Annotated in this window: 11 protein-coding genes; 8 read left to right on the plus strand and 3 right to left on the minus strand. The window is 46.3% G+C overall.

Annotated features, from left to right (window positions below; all coding sequences use genetic code 11):
• The first annotated feature begins 592 nt into the window (after positions 1 to 592).
• The 8 genes from FDF36_RS06870 to FDF36_RS06905 all read left to right on the plus strand — a co-directional run bounded on the left by FDF36_RS06870 (position 593) and on the right by FDF36_RS06905 (position 16,838).
• A complete protein-coding gene (locus tag FDF36_RS06870; RefSeq protein WP_220390821.1) occupies positions 593 to 3,748 on the plus strand; it encodes a SusC/RagA family TonB-linked outer membrane protein in 3,156 nt (1,051 codons plus the stop codon).
• Between the two features lie 13 nt (positions 3,749 to 3,761).
• Positions 3,762 to 5,453, plus strand: coding sequence for a RagB/SusD family nutrient uptake outer membrane protein (locus FDF36_RS06875; RefSeq protein ID WP_220390822.1), 1,692 nt, complete (start codon positions 3,762 to 3,764; stop codon positions 5,451 to 5,453).
• A gap of 76 nt (positions 5,454 to 5,529) precedes the next feature.
• Positions 5,530 to 7,410, plus strand: coding sequence for an alpha-L-fucosidase (locus tag FDF36_RS06880; RefSeq protein ID WP_220390823.1), 1,881 nt, complete (start codon positions 5,530 to 5,532; stop codon positions 7,408 to 7,410).
• Positions 7,411 to 7,602: 192 nt separating this feature from the next.
• Entirely contained in the window at positions 7,603 to 8,814 is a 1,212-nt protein-coding gene (locus FDF36_RS06885; protein ID WP_220390824.1) for a 6-bladed beta-propeller, read from the plus strand.
• Between the two features lie 150 nt (positions 8,815 to 8,964).
• Complete coding sequence (locus FDF36_RS06890; RefSeq protein ID WP_005807781.1) at positions 8,965 to 9,837, plus strand: electron transfer flavoprotein subunit beta/FixA family protein; 873 nt, start codon at positions 8,965 to 8,967, stop codon at positions 9,835 to 9,837.
• Between the two features lie 15 nt (positions 9,838 to 9,852).
• On the plus strand, positions 9,853 to 10,872 hold the full coding sequence (locus FDF36_RS06895) for an electron transfer flavoprotein subunit alpha/FixB family protein (RefSeq protein ID WP_005780766.1): 1,020 nt from the start codon (positions 9,853 to 9,855) through the stop codon (positions 10,870 to 10,872).
• 3 nt (positions 10,873 to 10,875) lie between these two features.
• Positions 10,876 to 12,579, plus strand: coding sequence for an acyl-CoA dehydrogenase family protein (locus tag FDF36_RS06900; RefSeq protein ID WP_220390825.1), 1,704 nt, complete (start codon positions 10,876 to 10,878; stop codon positions 12,577 to 12,579).
• Between the two features lie 233 nt (positions 12,580 to 12,812).
• Positions 12,813 to 16,838, plus strand: a complete 4,026-nt coding sequence (locus FDF36_RS06905) for a glycoside hydrolase family 2 TIM barrel-domain containing protein (RefSeq protein WP_220390826.1) — start codon at positions 12,813 to 12,815, stop codon at positions 16,836 to 16,838.
• Between the two features lie 146 nt (positions 16,839 to 16,984).
• Here the strand turns inward: FDF36_RS06905 and FDF36_RS06910 are convergent, their stop codons facing one another.
• The 3 genes from FDF36_RS06910 to FDF36_RS06920 all read right to left on the minus strand — a co-directional run bounded on the left by FDF36_RS06910 (position 16,985) and on the right by FDF36_RS06920 (position 19,964).
• Positions 16,985 to 17,296 (minus strand): chaperone modulator CbpM, encoded by a 312-nt coding sequence (locus FDF36_RS06910; RefSeq protein ID WP_005780772.1) that lies wholly within the window; start codon positions 17,294 to 17,296, stop codon positions 16,985 to 16,987.
• A gap of 15 nt (positions 17,297 to 17,311) precedes the next feature.
• Entirely contained in the window at positions 17,312 to 18,253 is a 942-nt protein-coding gene (locus FDF36_RS06915; RefSeq protein ID WP_220390827.1) for a DnaJ C-terminal domain-containing protein, read from the minus strand.
• Between the two features lie 73 nt (positions 18,254 to 18,326).
• Positions 18,327 to 19,964, minus strand: a complete 1,638-nt coding sequence (locus FDF36_RS06920) for a PAS domain-containing sensor histidine kinase (protein WP_220390828.1) — start codon at positions 19,962 to 19,964, stop codon at positions 18,327 to 18,329.
• Positions 19,965 to 19,977 lie beyond the last annotated feature (13 nt).

The raw sequence follows: 19,977 nt of genomic DNA on the forward strand, positions 1-19,977 counted from the left end.
ACAGAGCTATCATACAATAAATTAACCAAAGTAAAAAAGGGAAATACAGATTATTCCTAACAGAACTATAACCCAATTAATCGGTTTTAAAGAAAAACATTTTATAATGTATTAAAAAAGAACAGAATATTTTTTATTTTTTAGATTAACAATGATGCAAATATAGCGATTATTTTAAAAATAAATAATAATCACAAAAGTTTTTTTCATTCTAACCCAACATTCTTTATTCTTCTACACTCTTTCCGGAAACAAATCAAGAGAAATATACTTCGGTATGTATCAGGGTAGACAGAGAGGATTGCAAAAAGCCTCCATTTTGTCACAAAACACTAAATACCAAACAAGATAATCAACCATTCAGTAGAACAACAGGATACATCCATCTTTTATTTCCTGTATATAAAGCCATATACAATAAAAAACAGCTGTACTAAGTTGCGTATACCCAATGATAATAAGCATATTACAATAAACTAAGTTCTGTTAGAACTAATCCTGTTTTAAAGAAAAATGAAAGGCAGATGAATGAAAAAGTGCAATATAAAAAAACCGAACAAAACCTTTATTATTAATCTAAAACAAAATTGTTATGTTAAAAATCACTAGACAAGTTACTCTGCTCTTGCTCGCCGGTGCACTAAGCTTCCCAGCTTATTCATATGCAACGCAAGCCACAGAAGCATTGGTTCCTGAAGTTACTCAAGAGAAAGTAACAGGAACGGTTGAAGATGCGATGGGCCCGGTTATTGGTGCCAGTGTCATGGTAAAAGGCACGACTAACGGCGTCATCACAGACTTAGAAGGTAAATTCTCGTTGGATGGCGTGAAAAAAGGAGATATTATTGTAATATCTTACATCGGATATGTTACACAAGAAATTCCTTATACCGGAAAGCCCCTTCAAGTGAAGCTTGCTGAAGATAGTAAGGCATTGGAAGAGGTAGTAGTAGTTGGTTATGCCACCGTGAAAAAAGCCAACCTGACCGGAGCCGTATCGGCTGTAGACAGTAAAGTGCTTGAAGATCGCCCGATTGTCAATCTTGGACAGGGGTTGCAAGGCGCCATCCCTAACTTAAACATAACCACCAGTGGTCGTCCGGGCGAAGGTTCAAGTTTCAATATCCGTGGAACCACCGCCATGAGTGGAAGTTCACCTCTGGTATTGGTCGATGGTGTGGAAATGGATCCGAACCTCATTAACCCGCAAGACGTGCAAAGTGTTTCCGTACTAAAGGATGCCGCATCCGCATCTATCTATGGTGCACGTGCAGCCTATGGTGTTGTGCTGATTACCACCAAAGGAGGCCGCAAAGACCAGCCGACACAAGTATCATTCGATGCTTCGGTTTCTTTCAACGGACCTACTACCCGCCCCACCTATATGAACTCCATGCAATATGCTACTTGGATGAACACCGCACAGCAAAACACAGTGGGACGAGACTATTTCGATGCAGAATGGATGCAGCACATTGAAGCTTACTATAAAGATCCGGCAAACAACTCTCCGGTATTTATCCACTCAGATCCGAGTATCAGTAAAAACGGCACCAAATACACGTATGCCGGCAATACCAACTGGATGAAAGAATTGTATAAGAAGAATTATCCTGTCCAGAAATACAATGTCAATATCAGTGGCGGCGGTAAGAAGGCTACCTATTATACTTCTTTAGGATATACCGACCAAGGATCTCTGATTCGTTTCGGTAACGAACAGTTCAAGAAGTTCAACGTGATGAACAACATCAACTATGACATAAACGAATGGTTGCACCTCTCCATGAAAACAAGCTTCAACCGCACCAAGCTGAGAGGATTGAATCAGGACAACGTGCATGGCGATAATTTTATGGGAGGTGATACGCGTCCTATCATGCCGGTGAAACACCCGGATGGGAACTGGGCCGGACAAGGCGACTTTACCAACTTTCCTGCCATCCTTGAAGACGGTGGTAGCCGGCAAACCAACAAGAATGACCTTTGGAACACGATCACGATGAAGCTGACTCCTATTAAAGGTATGAGCATCAACATGGACTATACGTTCAATTACTATAGTGAGAATAATAAAGTACACATGAAGTCATTCGACGAATATGGAGCCAACGGACAATTCCTGCAAACTTTTGCATGGACCAATCCGAACTCTGTATCCCAGTCACAAGCCAACGATACCTACAATGCTTTCAACTTCTTTGGCGATTATGAAAAGACATTGGGCAAACATTACCTGAAGGGAATGATCGGTTACAATCAGGAAAGCAAGCACACCACCGGATTCAATGCCGGACGCGAACAACTGATCTCAAATGACCTGGGCTCATTGAGCTATGCCACAGGCGACCGTTGGGTAGGCAGCTATGACAACTCCTGGGCTACCCGAAGCGGCTTCTTCCGCATCAACTACGGATATGACGATCGTTATTTACTTGAAGTAAACGGCCGTTACGACCTCTCTTCCAAATTCCCCAAACACGACCGTGCCGTGTTCAATCCTTCTTTTTCGGCAGCCTGGAGGCTATCCAATGAAAGCTGGTTCAAGAACTGGACAAACAGTTTCTTTGATGAATTGAAAATCAGAGGTTCTTATGGTAGTTTAGGCAATCAGGCACTCGACAATGGATGGTATGCTTATCTCTCTAATTACAGTACCGGACAGACCAGCTGGATCATGGGTAGCAACCAGCCGCAATATGTGGTTCCCGGCGGGCTCGTCAGCTCGTCCATCACGTGGGAAACCGTTACACAATGGGATTTGGGACTTGATTTTAACCTCCTGAACAGCCGGTTGAAAGGAGCTTTCGACTATTATCAAAGACGTACATCGGATATTCTTGCCGCAGGTAAAATCCTGCCGGGTATCCTGGGTGCCAACGAACCTCAGGAAAATGCAGCCGAATCATTGACGAAAGGTTGGGAATTTGAGATCAGCTGGAACGACCAGTTAGCAAGCGGGTTCCACTACACAGTCGGATTCAATCTATCCGACTATCAATCGGAGGTTACCAAGTTCGATAATAAGTCAAAAGAACTGGGCAACTGGTATGTAGGTCAGAAACAAGGAGAAATCTGGGGTTACGAAACCTATGGCTTATTCCAATCCGAACAGGAAATAGCCGGAGCTGCCAATCAGGATAAAGTATCGGGAGGTATCAAACTGATGCCAGGTGATATCCGTTTTGTAGACCGCAACAACGATGGCGTTATTGACTGGGGTCACAACACCGTTGATGATCCGGGCGATATGAAAATTATCGGTAACAGCACTCCGCGTTATCATTATGGTATCAATCTGGGAGCCGATTGGAAAGGTTTCGACTTGGGTATCTTCTTCCAAGGTGTGGGAAAACGAGACCTCTATCTGCCGGGCACTTCATTCCGCAGCCATTACGGAAGCGAATGGCAGGTACCTTCAGCCTACAACAACGATTACTGGACTGAAGAGAACACCGGAGCCTACTTCCCACGCGCTCGTTTCAATGGTGGTTCGGCCATCAATCAAGCTCAGACACGCTATCTGGTTGATGCCTCTTACTGTCGTCTGAAATCGCTCAGCATTGGTTATACATTACCTAAAGTGCTGACTCAAAAAGCTTCTATCGAAAAGATACGTATCTATTTCACCGGTGAAAACCTTTTCACCATTTCGGATACCCCCGACGGACTCGATCCGGAATTGGATAACCCATACAAATATCCGATGCAAAGATCATTATCTGTTGGTTTAAATCTCACATTCTAATACAAAGCATCTTATGAAAATCAAATATTTATTCTATATCGGAGTGGCAACACTCGCCCTATCGGGTTGTAACGACGGTTTCCTGGAAAGAGCCCCGGAAGCAATCAATGACAAAACCTTCTGGAATACCACAGGAGATTTGGAAACATATGCCAATCAATTCTATAGTTACCTCCCCGGAGGTGTAACCTCAATAGCAGACGGAGAAAGCGACAATCAGGTGCCTAACAGCATCCCCCAGTTCTTCTGGAATCAGTTGAGCACCCCCGCAGAGGCAGCAAGCTGGTGTAACTGGAGTAAAGGCGGATGGCAACCGATCCGGCTGGTAAACTACTTCCTGACCCACTATCAGACTGTAAGCGGTAAGGAGTCGGAAATCAACCAGTATGTAGCAGAAGTCCGTTTCTTCAAAGCGATGCAATATGCCGGATTGATGAGAACGTTCGGCGATATCCCCTGGCTGGATAAAGATCTGGGCACGGGTGATACGGATATTCTTTACGGACCGAAACTGAAACGGTATGAAGTGATGGATAAAATCATTGAAGAATTTGATTTTGCCATCCAATGGTTACCCGAGAAACCGGCTACCGGACGCATCGGAAAAGATGTAGCACGCCAGTTGAAAGCCAGGACTTGTCTGCACGAAGGTACATATTATAAATATCACACCGAATTGGGATGGGCAGACAAAGCAGACCGCTTGCTGAAAATGGCAGCCGACGAAACAGATGCAATCATGGCAACCGGCAAATACGAGATCTACAACACCGGACATCCGGAAAAAGACTATTACGACGTATTTGTAATGGAAAACAAAACAAACCTGAAAGAGGCTATCCTGCCGGTGATCTATCTGGATGGCAAAAGAAAACACGGCATGAGCCGTACGTTGTCCGAAGCCAATACCGGCTTTTCAAAAGACTTTGTAGAAAGTTATCTGTGTCTCAACGGTAAACCCATTACAGGAAACGAGCAATATAAAGGGGATGACAATATGAAAAATGAAACTACCGACCGCGACCCACGCCTGAAGCAGACCATTCTGACCTGGGACTTCCCTACACGGGTGACTGTGGCCACCAACGACAGTACGTACGTTGAGAAGGAAGAAGATTTCATTTCGCAATACTGCCTGACCGGATATAAGTCCATCAAATACCTTATTCCAACAGATAAAGCCTTTGAAGCAAATAACAATACTTATGACGGCATCGCCTATCGTTATGCAGAAACCTTGTTGATCAACGCAGAGGCTAAAGCCGAACTGGGCACGATTACACAAGCGGACTTGAACAAGACCATCAATGTATTGCGCGACCGTGCAGGTATGCCTCACCTGACTATGGAAGTAGGTTTCACTGATCCGAACTGGCCCGCCTGGGGATACAGCCTTAGCCCGCTATTACAGGAAATCCGCCGCGAACGCCGCATTGAGTTGGCTGGTGAAGGATTCCGCTGGGACGACCTGGCCCGTTGGAAAGCCGGAAAGATATGTGATAATGTGAAGACATATGTCGGAAAACGTGAACCTTATAAGGAAGGCAAGTACGCAGTCGTATATCCTGCCTATACCAATGCCGACTACTCTTATGAAGCAGGCAAGAGCCGTACCTGGAATGACAGGCTTTACCTGAGACCGATACCGACCGGGGAACTTCAGAGAAACGAGAACCTTCTCCCGCAAAATCCGGGATGGGAATAATTGCTTTTTAGTTAGTCCCCGGAACGAGTTTCCGGGGATTTTTTTATCTTTGCACCATTAACCCTTTTAACATATCATGAAAATAAACAAACTACTGTATGCCGGAGCTGCCCTAACCCTACTTGGCGCTTGCGCTCCTGCAGTGAAAGCTCCCGAAGCTATCTTACCTGTTCCCGAAGAAAAACAAGTGGAATGGCAGAAAATGGAAACGTATGCTTTCGTTCACTTCGGCCTGAACACTTTCAACGACCGTGAATGGGGATACGGAGATTCGGACCCGAAAACGTTCAACCCATCCAAACTGGACTGCGAACAATGGGTGAAAACCTTTGTAGAATCGGGTATGAAAGGAGTAATTCTTACCGCCAAACACCATGATGGCTTTTGCTTGTGGCCTACCGAACTGACGGAATATTGCATCCGTAACACTCCTTACAAGGACGGTAAAGGAGATATTGTAGGTGAACTGGCAGCCGCCTGTAAGAAATACGACATTAAATTCGCCGTTTATCTCTCTCCCTGGGACAGACACCAGGCTAACTACGGTACACCGGAATATGTAGATTATTTCCATAAACAACTGACTGAGTTGATGACCAATTATGGCGAAGTATTCGAGGTTTGGTTTGACGGTGCCAACGGCGGTGACGGATGGTATGGTGGAGCCAAAGACAGCCGTACCATTGACCGCAAGACTTACTACAACTATCCACGTATCTATGAAATACTGGATAAACTCCAACCACAGGCCATTGTTTTCTCTGACGGAGGTCCCGGTTGCCGCTGGGTAGGTAACGAGAACGGATTTGCCGGAGCTACCAACTGGTCGTTCCTGCGTGCGGGTGAAGTGTACCCGGGCTATCCGAAATATCGCGAACTGCAATACGGACACGCTGACGGTAACCAATGGGTACCGGCAGAATGTGATGTCTCTATCCGCCCGGGGTGGTTCTATCATCCGGAAGAAGACAACCGAGTAAAAACCGTAGACCAATTAACGGACCTTTATTACCGGAGTGTGGGACACAACGCGACCCTCTTGCTTAACTTCCCGGTTGACCGCGACGGGCTGATCCATCCGATCGACTCGGCCAACGCAGTAAACTTCCACAAGAATGTACAGAAACAATTGGCACACAACCTGCTCGCAGGTATCCAACCGAAAGTATCGGATGAACGTGGAGGAAAATTCTCAGCCAAAGCCGCAACAGATGAAAGTTGGGATACTTACTGGGCTACCAACGACGGTGTGACTGCCGCAGAGATTGAGTTCGACTTCCCAAAAACGGAGAAGGTCAACCGTATGATGATCCAGGAATATATTCCGTTGGGACAACGTGTCAAATCATTCGTAGTGGAATATGACAAAGATGGAAAATGGCTGCCGGTGAAACTGAATGAAGAGACTACGACCGTGGGCTACAAACGCTTGTTGCGCTTTGAAACCGTTTCTACCGATAAACTCCGCATACGTTTCACGGATGCACGTGCCTGCCTTTGCATCAACAACATAGAAGCCTATTATGCAGGTGAAACAGCCGACACATTCACCGTAGAGGCCAAAGAACTAAAAAGTTATCCGTTTACACTCGTAGGAGTATCCGAAGAGGAGACTAAGAAATGTATGGATAAAGACAAGAGCACCACTGCTTTTGTTGAGGGGGACGCACTGGTGATCGATCTGGGAGAAGAACGTACAATTACCTCTTTCCATTATCTGCCGGATCAAAGCGAATATAACAAAGGATTAATTTCCTCTTATGAACTATCTGTAGGTACCGAAGCAAATGCAGTAAACCAGATAGTAGCTAAAGGGGAATTTTCAAACATCAAAAACAATCCGATTCTACAGTCTGTCTACTTCACTCCAGTGAAAGCACGATACCTTTCTCTGAAACCTACCAAAATGGTAACAGAAGGAGATACGATGGGATTTGCAGAAATAGGAATCCAATAACAACAGTATTCCGGAGGTATGCCAAAAGTAATTATAAATCTGAGGCATACCTCCAATATTCAACCCTTTCTCCTTTTTTATATATTCCTTATAAGAAGAATAATGCTAAAGGATAACATAGTTTAACTATCAGGTTTGATTTAAGTTACGAATATTACGTAGTTTTATGCCATTTACTAAAAAGCATAGACTATGAGAACGAACACAACCCTTTTCAGCTTACTCCTTTCCTCCGGTTTACTCTTCTTGGGATGTACCAATAAACCCTCTTCGTCACAAGAAGCAATCTCCGAAACAACATTTCCCGTCACTCTCCCTTTTGAAACCGGAATCGGGACGGAACAAACAGTTACCTTGAGCCAGATAGCCCGGGAAGTGAAAATCATCCCTTTGGAAACCACCGACCAATGTTTACTGCCGGCCATCATAAAAAACAGCATTACACTCTGCGGACATAACTTATACATCCCTACGCAAAAACAGGTCTTTCAGTTCACGGACGAAGGTAAATTTGTCCGAACAGTTGCCCGGATGGGACAAGGCCCCGGAGAATATACCGGTATTCGTTTTATATCAACAGACGATGTTTCCAAACAAGTATTCCTGATGGACCATGGAAAACTACTGGCATATTCCGGCAACGGAGAGTTCATGAATGAATGTAAGTTTCCATTTGCCTGGCAATTTTCGGCACTGAACGACAGCACTTTTGCGTCCTACATTTACAACAATACGGGAAACAAGCTTTTCAGATTATTAATAATCGACTCTAAAGGCGATACACTGACTTCATTTCCCCAATACGACCGTTTCACCATCCCCAGCGGGCTAAACCTCTATTTATGGGGAAAATGCGACAAATATTTATACCGGTTCCAGAATCAGGTTTGCATGAAAGAATACTATAATGACACAGTATTTACCGTCCGTCCGGATACACTCCTGCCCCGCTATATCCTACAACTTGGAAAATATAAATTGCCCAAAGAGAAACGCTTCGAAGTTCTCGACGGCAACTGGAACGTTTATGAAACAACGGCTTCCAACTATCTCCGTCCGGATATATTGGAAACGCCCGGATACCTGTTCATCCCTTATACTTCATGGGACATAACGGACAAGTCGGAAGCTCCCCGCCTGGCTATGTACGACAAACAGAAAGGACAGCTATTCGGTGTAAAAGACGGAATGATACAGAACGATATGTATGGCAAAGTCCCTTTCTACCCGGCAATGCGTGTGGCAGATGATGTTTTATTGTATTATTGGGAAGCAAGTGACATACTGGAGTTGGCAGAAGAAGATCCGGAACTGAAAAACATCCCCGAATTAAAAGATTTGAAAGCCGACGATAACCCGGTATTCATGATCGTAAGAACCAAACAAGTTGCTCAGAATCTTTAAACTTGTGCATTTTTCAGACGGATTTCTTGTCAGAACCAAGCGTTTGCTTAAATTTGCAGGCTGATAGTTAACCGGATAGTGAATAGCAAGAACCTTACTACTGACTACTGGCTGCTAACTTGTAGAAATACTAATACTAAAATTAATAACATGAGTTTGAAAATTGTTGTATTGGCAAAACAAGTTCCCGACACACGCAACGTTGGGAAAGATGCCATGAAAGCCGACGGAACCATTAACCGTGCGGCACTCCCTGCCATCTTCAACCCCGAAGACCTGAACGCTCTTGAACAGGCTCTCCGACTGAAAGATGCCCACCCAGGCTCTACCGTTACCATCCTGACCATGGGACCGGGACGTGCAGCCGACATTATTCGTGAAGGACTTTTCCGTGGTGCCGACAATGGTTATCTGCTGACAGACCGTGCTTTTGCCGGTGCTGATACGCTGGCTACTTCGTACGCTCTGGCAACAGCCATCAAAAAAATAGGTGAATATGACATCATCATCGGTGGTCGTCAGGCTATTGATGGAGATACGGCACAGGTAGGACCGCAGGTTGCAGAGAAGTTGGGACTGACTCAGATTACGTATGCCGAAGAGATCCTCAAAGTAGGTGACGGAAGCATCACCGTAAAACGCCACATCGACGGTGGTGTGGAAACCGTAGAAGGTCCGTTGCCTATCGTTATCACTGTCAACGGAAGTGCAGCTCCCTGCCGCCCGCGCAATGCAAAGCTGGTTCAGAAGTACAAACATGCCAAAACCGTTACCGAGAAGCAACAGGGCAACCTGGACTATACCGACCTGTACGACACCCGCGACTACCTGAACTTGGTGGAATGGAGTGTAGCAGACGTAAACGGTGATCTGAAACAATGCGGCCTCAGCGGTTCGCCGACAAAGGTAAAAGCCATCCAGAACATCGTGTTCCAGGCGAAAGAGAGTAAAACCATCAGCGGCAGCGACCGTGAAGTGGAAGAACTGATTGTTGAACTGTTGGAGAACCACACTATTGGATAAGAGGAGAGAAAAGATATGAATAACTTATTTGTATATTGCGAAATAGAAGACGGCATCGTCGCAGACGTAAGCCTCGAACTTCTGACAAAAGGACGCTCGTTGGCCAATCAGTTGAACTGCCAGCTTGAAGCAGTCGTTGCCGGAACCGGTCTCAAAGATATTGAAAAACAGATTCTCCCGTACGGAGTAGACAAACTCCATGTATTCGATGGTGAAGGACTCTATCCTTATACTTCACTTCCTCACACTTCAATCCTCGTGAATCTGTTCAAAGAAGAACAGCCGCAAATTTGCCTGATGGGTGCGACAGTGATCGGTCGTGACCTCGGCCCGCGTGTATCGTCAGCCCTGACCAGCGGATTGACAGCCGACTGTACCTCACTGGAAATCGGTGATCACGAGGATAAGAAAGAAGGTAAGGTTTACAAAAACCTGCTTTACCAGATTCGTCCGGCATTCGGAGGTAACATCGTTGCTACCATCGTCAATCCCGAACACCGCCCCCAAATGGCAACCGTTCGTGAAGGTGTGATGAAAAAAGCCATTCTGTCAGCCGACTACAAAGGTGAAATCATCAAGCATGATGTGAAGAAATACGTAGCCGACACCGATTACGTAGTAAAAGTCATCGAACGCCACGTAGAAAAAGCCAAGAACAACCTGAAAGGTTCTCCGATCATCATCGCCGGCGGTTACGGTGTAGGTTCGAAAGAAAATTTCAACTTGCTGTTCGATCTCGCAAAGGTGTTAAACGCAGAAGTAGGCGCCAGCCGTGCCGCTGTAGACGCAGGCTTCGTTGACCACGACCGTCAGATCGGCCAGACCGGTGTTACAGTACGTCCGAAACTCTATATTGCCTGCGGTATCTCCGGACAAATTCAGCACATTGCCGGTATGCAGGAAAGCGGTATCATCATCTCCATCAACAATGATCCGTCAGCTCCGATCAATACGATTGCAGACTATGTGATCAACGGAACAATCGAAGAAGTTGTACCGAAGATGATTAAGTATTATAAACAAAACAGTAAGTAAGAAATGGCTAACTTTTATTTAGATACTCCGGAACTCAAGCATCACTTGAACCATCCGTTGATGAAGAGAATTGTTGAGCTGAAAGAGCGCAACTATGCTGATAAAGATAAATTCGACTATGCTCCGGTAGACTTCGAAGATGCAATGGACAGCTACGACAAAGTATTGGAAATTGTAGGGGAAATCTGTGGTGACATCATCGCTCCCAATGCAGAAGGTGTCGATCACGAAGGTCCGGTTTGTGCCGACAACCGCGTAACTTATGCCAGCGGAACTGCCCAGAACCTGGATGCCTGCCGTAAAGCCGGGCTGATGGGTATGGCTATGCCCCGCCGCTTTGGAGGTCTGAACTTCCCAATCACTCCATACATCATGGCTGCCGATATCGTGAGCCGCAGTGATGCAGGTTTCGAGAACCTCTGGGGACTGCAGGACTGTGCCGAAACCATCTACGAGTTTGCCAACGAAGAACAGAAGCAGCGCTACATCACCCGTGTATGCCAGGGCGAAACCATGTCAATGGACCTGACCGAACCGGATGCAGGTTCCGACCTGCAATCTGTCATGCTGAAAGCCACTTACAGTGAAAAAGACCAATGCTGGTATCTGAACGGCGTGAAACGCTTTATCACAAACGGTGATGCCGATATTCATCTCGTATTGGCACGTTCGGAAGAAGGAACACACGACGGACGCGGTCTGTCTATGTTCATCTACGACAAGCGCAATGGCGGAGTTAACGTACGCCGCATCGAGAACAAAATGGGTATCAAAGGCTCCCCTACTTGCGAGCTGGTATATAAAAATGCCAAAGCCGAACTTTGCGGTGACCGTAAACTGGGTCTTATCAAATACGTAATGGCGTTGATGAACGGTGCCCGCCTGGGTATTGCCGCACAATCGGTAGGTTTGTCACAAGCAGCTTACAATGAAGCTCTGGCTTATGCCAAAGACCGTAAACAGTTTGGCAAAGCAATCATCGAATTCCCTGCCGTAGCCGAGATACTTTCTTTGATGAAGGCTAAACTGGATGCTTCCCGTTCACTGCTGTACGAGACAGCTCGTTTTGTAGACATTTACAAAGCATTGGACGACATCGCCAAAGAGCGCAAGCTGACTCCGGAAGAACGTGCCGAGCAAAAAACATTCGCCAAACTGGCTGATGCCTTTACTCCGCTGGGCAAGGGCATGGGCAGTGAATTTGCCAACCAGAACGCTTACGATTGCATTCAGATTCACGGTGGTTCGGGCTTTATGAAAGATTACGCCTGCGAACGCATCTATCGTGACTCACGCATCACTTCCATTTACGAAGGTACCACCCAGTTGCAGATTGTGGCTGCTATCCGTTACGTAACGACCGGTGCTTATCTGGCACGTATCCAAGAATACGAGAACATGCCTGTAGCTCCAGAACTGGAAGGTTTGCAGAATCGCCTGAAAAGCATGGCAAGCAAATATGCAGCCTGCGTGACTCAAATCACAGAAGCAAAAGACCAGGAACTGCTCGACTTCTGCGCACGCCGTCTGGTAGAAATGGCTGCTCACATCATCATGGGTCATCTGATGGTTCAGGATGCTTCGAAGAGTGATCTGTTCTCCGAATCGGCTCAGGTATACGTACGTTATGCTGAGGCCGAAGTAGAAAAACATATCAACTTCATTCGCAAATTCGATAAAGACGATCTGGCTTACTACAGAAAGTAAAGAGTTTATTTCAAGACTAAAAAAGGGATTCGGATAGCCGGATCCCTTTTCTTTTTGTATTACGGAAGAGCCGCAAGGCTTTTTATCCTCCGAAAATACCCAATTAATGTCAAATGATTTGGCTATGTGGCTGGTTTTTACGAATATTGCAACAAAATTAGAGAGATACCGGATTACGGATCAATATAACACGAAAAAACTTCAGTAAATAATCTATTAAAAGAAAAACAATTATGCGGAAAATCACGTTAGGTCTGATACTATGCAGCATGGTTACGCTTTGCTTTGCCGGTCAACGACCTTTAGAGGGATTTAAGTATGCCTCGGAAAAAGCCCCGGTGGGCAACGAATGGGAATCACCGGAGAACTTAGCACTCAACAAAGAACAACCACGCGCCTGGTTCTTTTCCTTCCAGGATGTGGAAAGCGCACGGAAGGTGTTGCCTGAAAACAGTAAATACTGGTTGTCACTGAATGGTGACTGGAAATTCAATTGGGCACCCGATCCGGACTCCCGCCCCAAAGATTTTTATCAAACAACTTTCGATGTTTCGGGATGGGACAATATCCCGGTTCCCTCAAGCTGGAATATTTATGGCATCCAGAAAGACGGAAGTCTGAAATACGGAGTACCCATCTACGTGAATCAACCTGTAATTTTCATGCACAAAGTGAAAGTAGACGACTGGCGCGGAGGTGTGATGCGTACTCCCCCGACCAACTGGACTACTTATAAAGACCGTAACGAAGTGGGTTCGTTCCGTCGCGACTTCGACATCCCGCAGGACTGGGACGGTCGTGAAGTATTTATCAGCTTCGACGGCGTAGACTCTTTCTTCTACCTCTGGATCAACGGACAGTATGTAGGTTTCTCCAAGAACTCACGCAACACAGCCAACTTCAACATCACTCCTTACCTGCAAAAAGGAAAGAATACCGTTGCTGCCGAAGTATACCGCAGCTCGGACGGCTCATTCCTTGAAGCACAGGATATGTTCCGCCTGCCGGGTATCTTCCGTACCGTAGCCCTCTATTCTACTCCGAAAGTACAGGTACGCGACCTCGTCGTAATCCCCGACTTGGACGAGACATACACCAATGGTTCATTGGCTATCAGCGCTGACATCCGTAACTATGGCAAGAAAGCTGCCAAAGGATACCAGATGGCTTATACACTTTATGCAAACAAACTGTATTCGGACGAAAATACCCCCGTTGCCAATGCGGTTGCCAATGCTACTGTGAACCTGGTGAACCCGAACGAAACCGTAGAGGCCGAGAAAGCGATATTGAACGTGCAGTCACCCAACAAGTGGTCGGCTGAGTTCCCTTACCTCTATACACTCGTTGCTGAACTGAAAGATAAGAAAGGCAAAACAATAGAAACCGTTTCAACTACTGTAGGTTTCCGTAAAGTTGAAATCAAAGACACCCCTGCTTCCGCAGACGAATTCGGACTGGCAGGCCGTTACTATTATGTAAATGGCAAGACCGTGAAACTGAAAGGTGTCAACCGCCACGAATCAAATCCTGCCGTAGGTCATGCCATCACTCGCGAAATGATGGAGAAAGAGGTAATGCTGATGAAACGTGCCAACATCAATCACGTACGTAACTCCCACTATCCGGACGATCCGTACTGGTACCATCTATGCAACAAATACGGACTCTATCTGGAAGATGAAGCCAACATCGAGTCTCACGAGTATTATTATGGAGCCGCTTCACTGTCTCATCCGGTGGAGTGGAAAAACGCCCACGTAGCCCGTGTGATGGAAATGGTTCACGCCAACGTAAACAATCCTTCAATTGTCATCTGGTCATTGGGTAACGAAGCCGGACCGGGAAAGAACTTCGTAGCAGCATACGATGCACTGAAAGCATTCGACCTGTCACGCCCTGTTCAGTACGAACGTAACAACGACATCGTCGACATGGGTTCCAACCAGTATCCTTCCATCGGCTGGATGCGTGGTGCCGTGAAAGGTAATTATGATATCAAATATCCGTTCCATGTTTCGGAATACGCTCACTCTATGGGTAACGCCTGCGGTAACCTGGTGGACTACTGGGAAGCTATCGAATCGACCAACTTCTTCTGTGGTGGAGCTATCTGGGACTGGGTAGACCAATCGATGTACAATTACGATAAGAAAACCGGAGAGCGCTATCTGGCTTACGGTGGTGACTTCGGTGATACTCCGAATGACGGACAGTTCGTTATGAACGGTATCGTATTCGGCGATCTGGAACCGAAACCACAATATTATGAAGTGAAGAAAGTGTACCAACACATCGGTATACAACCAATCGATGTAGAAAAAGGACAGTTCGAAGTATTCAACAAGTATTACTTCAAAAACCTTTCGGACTATAAAGTTAAATGGTCACTTTACGAAAACGGTAAGGAAGCACAATCGGGCATATTGTCCATGGATGAAGTGGCTCCGCGTACCCGTACGCAGATCACGGTTCCTTATCAGTTCAGTAAACTGAAAGCCGATTCGGAATATTTCGTGAAGATTCAGTTCCTGCTGAAAGACAACATGCCTTGGGCTGACAAGAACTTTGCGCAGGCAGAAGAGCAGATACTCGTTAAAGAAGCTACTGCACGTCCTGCCATCAACACTGTAGCATCCGGAAGCGACAAACCGGAAGTAATTATGATTAAAGCGAGCGATATCATTACCATTAAAGGCAATGGCTACACAGCTCAATTCGATATCAAAACAGGTACTATCTACAGCCTGACATACGGAAACGAAAAAGTAATTACTGACGGTAACGGTCCGAAGCTGGATGCGCTCCGCGCGTTCACGAACAACGACAACTGGTTCTACTCTCAGTGGTTCGACAACGGACTGCACAACCTGAAGCACTCAGCTACCGGCTTCGATATGACTACCAAAGAAGACGGCACAGTCGTATTGTCATTCACAGTAGAATCTCAGGCTCCGAACGCAGCTAAGATTTTGGGTGGAACGAGCTCTGGCAAGAACAAAATTGAAGAACTGACGGACAAGAAGTTCGGCAGCAATGACTTCAAGTTCACCACCAATCAGGTATGGACTGTCTATAAAGACGGTTCCATCGAACTGGAAGCAAGTATCACATCCAATCAGCCGAGCCTCGTATTGCCTCGTCTGGGATATATGATACGCGTGCCTCAGCAATATGATAACTTCACTTACTACGGACGCGGACCTATTGACAACTATGCCGACCGCAAGGTAGGACAGTTCATCGAGCAACATAAGAACACGGTTGCCGGAGAATTTGTCAACTTCCCCAAACCACAGGATATGGGTAATCACGAAGATGTGCGCTGGTGTGCATTGACCAACAACGCAGGCAACGGTGCCGTGTTTGTAGCTACCGACCGCTTGTCGGCTTCGGCTCTGCCCTACTCCGCACTCGACCTGATCCTGGCTTCACATCCGTATCAGTTGCCGAAAGCCGGTGATACTTATCTTCATCTGGATGCAGCCGTAACCGGTCTGGGTGGCAACAGTTGCGGCCAAGGTGGCCCGCTGGAACAAGACCGTGTCTTCGCCAGCCATCACAACACAGGTTTCATCATCCGCCCTGCGGGTAAAGACCTGACTGCAACAGCCAATGTAGCCCCTGCCGGAGAGATGCCGTTGTCCATTACCCGCAACCGTGCCGGTACAGTATCTGTATCATCACAGAAAAAGGATGCCGTTATCCTCTATACGGTAGATAAGAGTAAGCCCAAAACTTACACCGAACCGATCGCATTACGCAACGGCGGTACAGTGACTGCCTGGTTCAAAGATGCACCTTTCATCAAAGCAACCATGACATTCGACAAGATCGAAAGCATCCAGACGGAAGTGATCTATGCAAGCAGCGAAGAATCGGATGGAGGCGAAGCCAAGAACCTGACCGACGGTGACCCGAATACCATCTGGCACACCATGTTCTCTGTAACCGTGGCTAAACACCCGCACTGGGTAGACCTGGATGCCGGTGAAGTGAAAACAATTAAAGGTTTCACTTACCTTCCACGTCAGGACAGCAGCAACGGTAATGTGAAAGATTACACCATCCACGTAAGCCAGGATGGCAAAGAATGGGGTGAACCAATCCTGAAAGGTACTTTCGCAAGAGACCTGAAAGAGAAGAAAGTAATGTTCGAGAAACCTGTAAAAGCCCGTTACATCCGCTTCACCGCTCTGAGTGAACAACGCGGACAAGACTACGCTTCGGGTGCCGAACTGACGATTCTGGCTGAATAAGAGTACGGCCAAGCATAAAAAAACAGAGCCTTTATCAAGGCGGAACAGACACTCTGTCCACCCTTGATAAAGGCTCTGTTTATATCATACAAAGGCTCTGATAGAAACCGGAGAGGCCTCTTTATCCAACGCATGAAATAAACCTTTTACCAGTCCTCCATTACACCTTCCCTCTTAAAGACGATAAGCTGATTCCGGAGAGTACTGATTTCACGCCTCATCAGTTCCATCCTTTCCAGCAAATGATGAATGGCATCGATACCCTCCATATTGATGGACAGGTCGTAATACATACGGCTGTATCGTTCCACATCGGGAAGTTGCGACGCAAGCAGATAGTGCTCGCCGCCCTCGGTGCGTACCTCAATCAAGCCACCCTCTTCTAACAGGTCGATAAATGAAGGCTCAATATGACATTTGTGACAGTATTCACTGACTATTATTAATTCGGTCTGCATAGCGCTCTTTCATTATTAGTTCATACTCTGTTGTAACTCTCTGAACAGTTCTTTCTGTCTATCTGTCAGACTCGTAGGTATCTTGACTGAATAAGTGACAATCAAATCGCCAAACTGTCCTTCTTTCTTATATATGGGGAAACCTTTACCCTTCAGGCGTACCTTCGTACCATTCTGGGTTTCGGGCTTTATCTTCAGTTTCACTTTACCTTCCAGCGTATCAACCACCTTTTCACCACCCAGTACGGCAGTATAGAGATCGACTTCCACATCCACGTACAGATCGTCTCCGAGACGCTTGAATACAGAATCTTCGGCTATCCGGAAAGTAATATACAGATCGCCTGCCGGACCACCGTTAATACCTTCACCACCGTATCCTTTCAGTTTAATCACCTGTCCGTCGGCTACACCGGCCGGTATTGTGATACGAACCTGCTTTCCATTCACATTCAACACCTGCTTATGGGTCTGTGCCGCATCGCGAAGAGACAGGTGTAGTTCCGCATTAAAATCTTGTCCGCGGAAACCTGATCCGCCTCGTCCGCCTCCGCCCCTATGCCCGAACATAGACTCGAAGAAATCCGAGAATCCTCCGGCATCACCACCCGAGAATCCTTCTCCATCGGACGAGTACCAATAGGAACCACCGTCTCCGCCAAAACCGGAGAAGCCGCCTCCACCCGCACCGGCATGCTGGCGGGCCTTCTTTTGCGCTTCGAATTCGTCCGCATGTTTCCAATGTTCGCCGTATTCGTCGTACTTTTTCCTTTTTTCCGGATCGCTCAATACTTCGTTGGCTTCATTAATCTCCTGAAACTTATCCTTAGCGCTTGGGTCATTCGGATTCAGGTCCGGGTGATATTTACGGGCCAATTTGCGGAAAGCCTTTTTAATATCATCCTGAGAAGCATTCTTGTCAACTCCGAGAATCTTGTAATAATCTATATAAGCCATGTTTTTTATATATTTAAACCTCTATATTAAGTGTATACAAACAACACGCCAACCGGAGTTTTAGGTTCAATTTTTAGCACAAATTAATAGGAATATCGAGTGGTACGTCCTCTTGAACAGGAAGACGGAACCAGAAGCAGGCACCCTCTTCTACTGCCGTATCGACCCCGATCGTTCCTCCCAGGCGCTCTATGATCACCCGGCAGATGGCGAGTCCCAGCCCCGTGCCCTTAACGAAGGAGTTCAGTTTGACAAAACGTTCAAAGACTTTTTCAGCTTTATCGGCGGGAATGCCGATGCCTGTATCTTTCACGAAGAAATAAAGTTCATTCCTCTGTCCGTTCAACCGGTATCCCAACGTAATGGAACCTTCGGCAGTAAACTTCATTGCGTTATTCATCAGATTGATGATGACCTGCGACAAACGCAAACGATCCGTATTGATCACACAGCAGGGCTCCTTTTCAGTAAACAGAATCTGTACCTCTGGATGTTGGTTCTTCTGCTGCATTTGCAGGCAGATGTCTTCCATCAGTTCGTTGATATCCGTCAAGGCATATGAAAAATCCATCGTTCCGGCTTCTATCTTCGACAGGTCGAGAATGTCATCAATAAGCTGCAACAAAAGTTCGTTATTCGAAGTGACAATCCGGATGTACTCCTCTTTCTCTTCGGCATCATCTGTCTGGCAGATCAGGTCGGAGAAACCGATGATGGCATTGAGCGGCGTACGTATTTCATGGCTCATATTGGCAAGAAAGGCCGATTTCAACCGATTGGATTCTTCGGCTTTCTCCTTAGCCTCCTGAAGCATACGGTCTACTTTCAGTTTCTCGGTGATATCTTCAAAGCGCAGCAATCCACCGATGATTTCACCTCCCGTATCACTATAAACGGGAGTAGCGGTAATTTCAAAGTCTACATGATCCACATGGGTAATATGCCTCACCATTTTGCCGGTACTGATGGCCTCCTGAAAAGCACATCTTTTACACGGTTTGTCTCCTCGCCCCGTTGTCCGGTAGCAAGTAGTACCGGGAATATAATGACGTCCGACAACCAGATTCTTTATATTACTGGTCTCTTCCCATTGCACCTTATAATTCCGGTCGATATAAATCAGGCCGAAATCGATACTTCTTAAAGCCAGTTTCTGTTTACGAACGGCTCCCTCCAGTTGCTCTTTGGCAGCCAAAAGCTCCCTTTCGTACATCTTAAGCTGAGTGATCTCCCAACGGGCCACCAGTAACCATTTGCCCAGTTTGCCCGAAGATATGATTGATTTCACCACAAGGGTATCATGCACTTTTCCATCGGCAGTCACATACCTCTCTTCCGCTTTATAGGGTTTTCCGGCCTTGACAAGATCTTCATCTATTTTACGATACTGCTTACCCCGTTCTTCACCAAAAATATCGGCATCGGAAAAGCCGACGGCATCTTTGCGGCTGATGCCCGACTGCAACTCGGCCTCCTTATTCCAGTACGTGTACTTGAATTGTTCCTGAATATCCTTCACCATAATAGGAAACGGAAGATTATCTAATATCTCAAACAGGAAGCGACGATAGTCATCGTCTGCCGAAGCCGATTTACGAAGCCGGAAGTTCTGAAAGAGCAGGAAGCAAACGGTCAGAAACAAAAATACGGATAACACATAAAGCCATAGATTATCGGTTACCCCCATTACCAATAGTAGTTTGGTTGCCATAATTGCATATTAT

Source organism: Bacteroides fragilis (assembly GCF_019583405.1).
Lineage (GTDB): Bacteria > Bacteroidota > Bacteroidia > Bacteroidales > Bacteroidaceae > Bacteroides > Bacteroides fragilis_B.